This window comes from Brevibacterium samyangense (assembly GCF_039529845.1).
Taxonomy (GTDB): domain Bacteria; phylum Actinomycetota; class Actinomycetes; order Actinomycetales; family Brevibacteriaceae; genus Brevibacterium; species Brevibacterium samyangense.
Genome location: NZ_BAAANO010000015.1, coordinates 125,742 through 132,737 on the forward strand (window position 1 = coordinate 125,742; position 6,996 = coordinate 132,737).

At 70.1% G+C, this 6,996-nt stretch carries 3 protein-coding genes and 2 pseudogenes; 2 read left to right on the top strand and 3 right to left on the bottom strand.

What is annotated here, in order from left to right; all coding sequences use genetic code 11:
* Positions 1-196 precede the first annotated feature (196 nt).
* Entirely contained in the window at positions 197-2,269 is a 2,073-nt protein-coding gene (locus ABD172_RS08845; RefSeq protein ID WP_344308852.1) for a M3 family metallopeptidase, read from the top strand.
* Positions 2,270-2,325: 56 nt separating this feature from the next.
* Here ABD172_RS08845 and ABD172_RS08850 read toward each other — a convergent pair whose 3' ends face one another.
* The 3 genes and pseudogenes from ABD172_RS08850 to ABD172_RS15325 form a co-directional block, all read right to left on the bottom strand.
* Complete coding sequence (locus ABD172_RS08850) at positions 2,326-3,600, bottom strand: alpha/beta hydrolase (RefSeq protein WP_344308854.1); 1,275 nt, start codon at positions 3,598-3,600, stop codon at positions 2,326-2,328.
* Positions 3,601-3,947: 347 nt separating this feature from the next.
* Positions 3,948-4,556, bottom strand: a pseudogene (locus ABD172_RS15320) (dicarboxylate/amino acid:cation symporter); the annotation flags it as partial.
* A 2-nt stretch (positions 4,557-4,558) separates the two neighbouring features.
* Positions 4,559-5,257 (bottom strand): annotated as a pseudogene (locus ABD172_RS15325) (APC family permease); the annotation flags it as partial.
* Between the two features lie 539 nt (positions 5,258-5,796).
* Between ABD172_RS15325 and ABD172_RS08860 the strand changes: the two are divergent.
* Positions 5,797-6,996, top strand: a 1,200-nt coding sequence (locus ABD172_RS08860) for a thioredoxin domain-containing protein (protein ID WP_344308856.1), incomplete at its 3' end; no start/stop codon positions are given.

Sequence of the window (6,996 nt, forward strand, 5' to 3'; positions counted from 1 at the left end):
GAACCCGTCGCCTCGGTCACCGGTGCGGCGCGGGACCTCGCGCTGCTCCTGTGGAAACGGACGCCGCTCGACGGCGGACCGTACCGCCTCGACGGGGACCGGGCGGCGATCCGGGAGGTCCTGTCCCTCCCGCTGGCGCCCTGAGTCGGGCCTCCTTCCGGTCCCCGGGGCGCCGTGCGGTTCTAGGATGGCGCGCATGACCTCCCCCGATACGAACCCCCTCCTCGTCCCCTCCCCGGTGCCCTACGGCGTCCCGGACTGGACCCACATCCGCCCCGAGCACTACCTGCCGGCCTTCCGGGAGGCCTTCGCCCGGCACCGCGCGGAGGTCGACGCGATCACCGCACAGCCGGACACGCCGACCTTCGGGAACACGATCGAGGCGCTCGAGAAGGCGGGTGCGCTCCTCACCACCTGCGCCCACGCCTTCTACACCGTGACCTCGGCGCACGCGACCGCGGAGATCGACGCGATCCAGGCCGAACTCGCTCCGCTCATGGCCGCCCACGAAACCGCGATCGCCCTCGACGGTGCGCTCTTCGCCCGCGTGTCCGCGGTGCACGCGCAGCTCGATGCGCTCGATCTCACGGCGGAGCAGCGGTACCTCGTGCAGCGGCGATTCACGGAGATGTCCCTGGCCGGAGCCGGACTCGACGCGGAGGCGAAGACCCGCCTCGCTGCCCTCGAGGAACGTCTCTCGACCCTGTCGACGCAGTTCCAGAAGAATCTCCAGGAGGACACGAACGCACTCGCGGTCGTGTTCGACACGGCGGAGGAACTCGACGGGCTCACCGAGGGCGAACTCTCGGCAGCGGCGCAGGCCGCACGCGAGCGGGGCCTCGACGGGAAGTACGTCGTCACCCTCACCCTCTTCACCGGCCACCCGTACCTCTCCGTCCTCACGCGACGGGAGTCGCGGGCACGCCTCCTGGAGGCCTCCCGGGCGCGCGGCAGCCGGCCCGGCGAGCACGACAACCGGCCCGTGGTCCTCGAGATCGTCCGCCTCCGTGCCGAACGCGCTCGCCTCCTCCGGTACGACAGCCACGCCGCCGCGACCCTCGCGGACGTCACCGCCGGCACCCCCGAAGCCGTCGAGGAACGCCTGTGGATGCTCGCGGTGCCCGCCGCCCGCAACGCGCGGGCGGAGAAGGAGAAGCTGCAGCGGATCGTCGACGGGACCGAACGCGCGGCCGGTCGTGAGCCGTTCGCTCTCGAGGCGCACGACTGGGCGTTCTACACCGAGAAGGTGCGGCAGGCCGAGTACGCGATCGACACGACCGCGCTGCGCCCGTGGTTCGAGGCCGAACGCGTCCTCCACGACGGTGTCTTCTTCGCTGCGCACCGGCTGTACGGCGTGACGTTCCGCGAACGCGAGGACATCCCGGGCTACCACCCGGAGGTCCGCGCCTTCGAGGTGTTCGAGGAGGACGGCAGCCCGCTCGGCGTCTTCATGCTCGACCTCTACACGCGTGACACGAAGCGCGGCGGGGCGTGGATGAACCCGATCGTCGAACAGTCCGGGCTGCTTCGCACCGCACCCGTCGTCATCAACAACCTCAACGTCGTGAAGCCGGCGCCGGGGGAGCCGACGCTCCTCACCCTCGACAACGTGACGACGCTCTTCCACGAGTTCGGGCACGCCCTCCACGGTCTCTTCGCCCGCGTGCAGTACCCGCACTTCTCCGGGACCTCGGTGTTCCGGGACTTCGTCGAGTTCCCCAGCCAGGTGAACGAGATGTGGATCCTGTGGCCGGAGATCCTCGCGAACTACGCGATCCACCACGAGACCGGTGAACCGTTGCCGACGGAGATCGTCGAGAAGCTCCGGGCCTCCGAGGCCTTCAACGAGGGTTTCGCGACGAGCGAGTACCTCGCGGCCTCCTGGCTCGATCAGGCCTGGCACACCCTCACGGTGGAGGAGGCCGAGGCGGTCACCGATGTCGCGGCCTTCGAGGCCGAGGCGCTCGCCCGGATCGGCCTCGACGAACCCACCGTGCCCACCCGGTACTCGACGACGTACTTCCAGCACGTCTTCGCCGGCGGGTACTCGGCGGGGTACTACTCGTACATCTGGAGCGAGGTGCTCGACGCGGACACCGTCGAGTGGTTCCGGGAGAACGGCGGCCTCACCCGCGCAGGAGGCGACCGCTTCCGCAGCCGCCTCCTCCGAGTAGGCGGGTCGAAGGACCCGATGGACGCCTACCGCGACTTCCGCGGCAGGGACGCCCGGATCGAACCCCTGCTCGAGCGCCGGGGCCTCACCGGCTGAAGGGAGCAACGGCCGAGGGTCCGTGCGCACGCCGGGTCGGGAACGACCGGCGGTGACTACAGTTCCTCGCCGGCGATCCTCTTCTCGAGCCAGGACAGCGAGATCCCGGACAACCGGTCGCCCATCGGGGCGACGGTGAACCCGTGTTCGGCGTGCGGGACGGAGCGGATCGTCGTGTATCCGCCGCTGCGGTCGGCGATCTTCTCGTAGTCGCGCGCCTGAGCCGCGGGGACGAGGTGGTCCCGGTCGGCTGTGAGCAGCAGGGTGGGCGGAGCCCCGGGGGTCACGTGGGTCGTCGAAGTGGTGAAGGTGTAGTTGTCGGGCACCGACTGCGGGTCACCGTCGTGGTGGGCGCGGGTCCATGCGCGCACGTCCTCCCCGACGAAATCGGCATCGGAGTCCGCGAGGACGCTCGCGTCGAGGACGGGGAACTCGGCGACGACACCGGCGACGGTGGGCACGGCCCCGCACCCGTCGAAGGCCTCGCCCTTCTGGGCCCGGTTCGTCGCGTTGACGACGAGCCCGCCGCCGGTGGATTCGCCCATGAGCGCGATCGCGTCGGCGGAGCCGCCGAGCTGCGTCGCCCGCTCCGCGACGAACGCGAGCGCGCATTCGACCTGCCCGACCGCGTGGTTCCACGTCGCGCGGTCGCTGCTCGCGCGTTCGTACCCGACGTCGACGACGACCCAACCCTGCTCGGCGAACCATGCGAGCTGCGCGTTCGGATCCGTCGCGGACGGGGTCTCCCCCGAGGCGCCGGGTGTCGTGGAACCGAAGGGGACGATCTCCCCGCCGACGTGGACGAGGATCGGGGTGGGTGCCGGCGCGGTGCCGGACGCCTCGGCCTCCTCCTGCGCGGCGGCGGCGTCCTCCGGGCTCAGCACGTCCTGACCCGCGGGCATCCAGATCCCGAGGTGGAGGTCCGTGCCCTCGGAGGTGAAGAACGTCGCGGTGTGGTCGGGACCTCGGGCCTCGAGCGGCATCGCCCAGGGATTGACCGGGGCGTCGTTGTTCTGCGTGAAGGTGTACAGCTGCGCGGTGATCGCCCCGGTGCCGATGACGGCGAGCCCACTGAGCGCGACGATCATCCAGCGGCCGGCCGTGCGGAACCGGGCGAGGAGCACGAACCCGTAGGCAAGGAGGACGAGGCAGGCGAGGAGCGCCCAGCCGACGAATCCGATCGTCGTCGTGGCGAGGGTGCTCACATACGGGATTTCCGCGAACACGCCCACGAGGAGCACGACCGCCGCGAGCGCCGGGACGAGGCCGATGATCTCCACCCAGAACCACGGACGGCGTGGGCGGGAGGCCTCGGTTGTGGGGATCGTCATTCGGAGCCTCTCACCAGGAAATACCGATGTGACTCACATTACGGTCGGGTTCCCGCGGTGGCAAAGCCCTGCTCACCTCTCCGGTCCGCGCCGGGTCCGTACGCCGGCACTGCTGTGCGCCGGTTCCAACGGTTCGAACGGCTGCTCCCGGAGCACAGCGCTGGATCGGCACGGCTCAGGACCGACGCAGCGCGGCACGGCTCCGGACCGACGCAGCGCCGGATCGGCGGATCGGATCCGGGAAAGCCGAGGCGCCCGCCACGGTGACCGGTGAAGTCACGGTGACGGGCGCCTCGGGTGGGGAGCGCGGTGTGCGCGGAGGCCGGGCCTCAGTCGACGACCGACTCCCGCGGTGCGTTGTACGCGTCCTCGTCGAGAAGGCCCTCGCGCTTCGCGACGATGGTCGGGACGAGTGCCTGACCCGCGACGTTGAGTGCGGTTCGGCCCATGTCGATGATCGGTTCGACCGCGAGGAGGAGGCCGACGCCGGCGAGCGGCAGGCCGAGGGTCGAAAGCGTGAGGGTGAGCATGACGGTCGCCCCCGTGGTGCCGGCGGTCGCGGCGGAACCGATGACGGACACGAACACGATGAGGAGGTACTGCGTGATCGTGAGGTCGATGCCGTAGAACTGGGCGACGAAGATCGCGGCGATCGCCGGGTAGATCGCGGCGCATCCGTCCATCTTCGTCACCGCACCGAGCGGCACCGCGAAGGAGGCGTAGGACTGCGGCACGCCGAGGTTGCGTTCCGTCACACGCTGGGTGAGCGGCATGGTGCCGACGGAGCTGCGGGAGACGAAACCGAGCTGCACGGCCGGCCACACGCCCGAGTAGTACTGCTTGATCGAGAGTCCGTTCGCCTTGACGAGCGTCGGGTAGACGAGGAAGAAGACGAGCAGCAGACCGATGTACACGCAGACGACGAACACGCCGAGCGAGCCGAGGGCGTTCCAGCCGCCTCCTCGACCATGTTGATCGAGTCCTCGAAGCCGACCATCGCGAAGAAGCCGAGCGCGGTGGCGGCCGTGATCGCGAGGAAGATGCTCTTGTCCTCGGGGGTCTCGAAGACGACGGTACGGCTGAAGTCGGCGTTGCCGTTGAGGGTCGCCCACAGGCCCACGCCGATGACGAGGAGCAGGGCGGTGAGCTCGATGACCGTGAGGACGACGTTGAGCCACAGGGACTCGCTCACGCCGCGGAGGTTGACGAGCATGATGAGTGCGAGGAAGCCGAGGGCGATCCACATCGCGTTCATCGCGTTCTCCTCGGCGCTGATGCCGACGAGGAGGTTCGTACCGAAGGTGCGGGCCGAGGTGGTGGCGGAGGTGATGCCCGAGCACAGCACCGCGAAGGCGACGAGGAACGTGAAGAAGTGCACGCCGAACGCCTTGTGTGTGTAGAGCGCGGCACCGGCGGCCTTCGGGTACTTGGTCACGAGCTCGAGGTACGAGAACGCCGTGACGAGTGCGATGACGAAGGCGATGACGAGCGGGAGCCAACCGGCGCCCCCCACCTGACCGGCGACCTGGCCGGTGAGCGCGTAGACGCCGGTGCCGAGGATGTCACCGACGATGAAGAGCAGGAGCAGGCCGGGGCTCAGGACCTTCTTGAGTCCCGGTCCGTCCGAGGCCCCTGCGGGCCCGGAGCCGGTGGTCATGTTCGTGGCCATGACGGTCCTTCCTCGTGAGGATCTCGTGGATCGGTGGTGCGGGGTGCGCCGACGCGGACGGCGGTGCCGTCGTCCGCGGGGGCTCTCACCGGTGGTGTGCCGCGCGGATGTGCTGCGGAACACGCGGGTCTGCCGTCGGGCACTCTAGACCAGGGGGAACGCCGGAACGGGTATGCGGCGTTCGGTCCGTCCCGCGTGTCCGCACGACGTGAGGCGGAACAAGGGTCCCTGTCGCAGTCCTGGCAGGGTTCCCTGTCGGGGGTCGTTCGGACTCACGATAGACCCGCAACAGGATGCGCGGTGGGAGATCGACGTACCGTGACCGGCCGGCGTCCGAGGGGCGGCCCCGCCGGTTCCTCCCACCACCCCACCCGGGTTCGTCCCTCCACCCGACCCGGGTTCGTCCCTCCACCCCACCCGGGTTCGTCCCTCCACCCCACCCGGGTTCGTCCCTCCACCCCACCCGGGTTCCTCCCACCGTCCCACCCGGGTTCCTCCCACCGCCCGACCCGTGTCACGCTTGAGGCATGGTGAACCGGCTCGCGCACTCGACCAGCCCGTATCTGCGGCAGCACGCCGACAACCCCGTCGACTGGTGGGAATGGGGCGAGGAGGCCTTCGCGGAGGCGCGACGTCGCGACGTCCCCGTGTTCCTGTCGATCGGCTACTCGACGTGCCACTGGTGCCACGTCATGGCCGCCGAGTCCTTCACGGACGCGGAGACCGCCGCGCAGCTCAACGCCGACTACGTGTGCATCAAGGTCGACCGGGAGGAACTGCCCGCGGTCGACTCCTATTACATGGACGCGCTCCAGGCGATGCGCGGCGCCGGTGGTTGGCCCCTCACCGCGATCACCGATCACTCCGGCCGTCCGTTCTTCACCGGCACGTACTTCCCGAAGGACGCCCGCCAGGGCATGCCCGCCTTCCGTCAGGTCCTCACCGCGATCACGAGCACCTGGAAGGACGAACGCGCGAAGGTCGATGAGATCGCGGGCCGGCTGAGCACCGGTCTGGCCGAGCTCGCCGCCCGGATCACCGCGACGGTCCCGGCCGACACCGCCGTCACCCCGCTCACCGACGAGGAACTCGACGCCGCGGTGAAGGCACTCGCCGAGGAGCACGACGCGATCTGGGGCGGATTCGGCGGTGCGCCGAAGTTCCCGCCGCTCCTCACCCTCGTTCAGCTCGTCCGCCATGCCTCCCGTTCGGGCGACCACTCGGTTCTCGACGTGGTCCGCACGACCTTCAGCCGGATGGCCACCGGCGGGATGCGCGACCAGGTCGGCGGGGGCATCGCCCGCTACAGCGTCGACGAGAAGTGGCACGTGCCCCACTTCGAGAAGATGCTCTACGACAACGCGCTCCTCCTGCGGGCGGCCACCGCGTGGTACCGCATCGAGTCGGCGATCACCGAGAACACCGCGGCCCTCCTGCCGGCGAAGTTCGCGCAACTCGCCCGTCGTGAGGCCGAGGGTGCCGCCGCCTTCCTCCTGAACGACCTCCGACTGCCGGACGGCTCGTTCGCCTCGGGGCTCGACGCGGATTCCCTCGACCCCACCGGCGCCGAGGTGGAGGGAGCCTTCTACACCTTCACCCCCGATTCCCTGTCCGAGGCGCTCGCCGGCTCCGCCGTCGACCCCGAACCGCAGGTCGAGGACGCCGAGGCGCCCGCGGCACCCGGCACCCTCGCACCCTCCGCCGACGGCACGTCCGACGGCGACTCC

What these genes read in the sequence shown, in the direction of transcription:
- ABD172_RS08845 (WP_344308852.1), top strand. Translation starts at nt 197, where the DNA reads ATGACCTCCCCCGATACGAACCCCCTCCTCGTCCCCTCCCCGGTGCCC.
- ABD172_RS08850 (WP_344308854.1), bottom strand. Translation starts at nt 3,600, where the DNA reads ATGACGATCCCCACAACCGAGGCCTCCCGCCCACGCCGTCCGTGGTTC.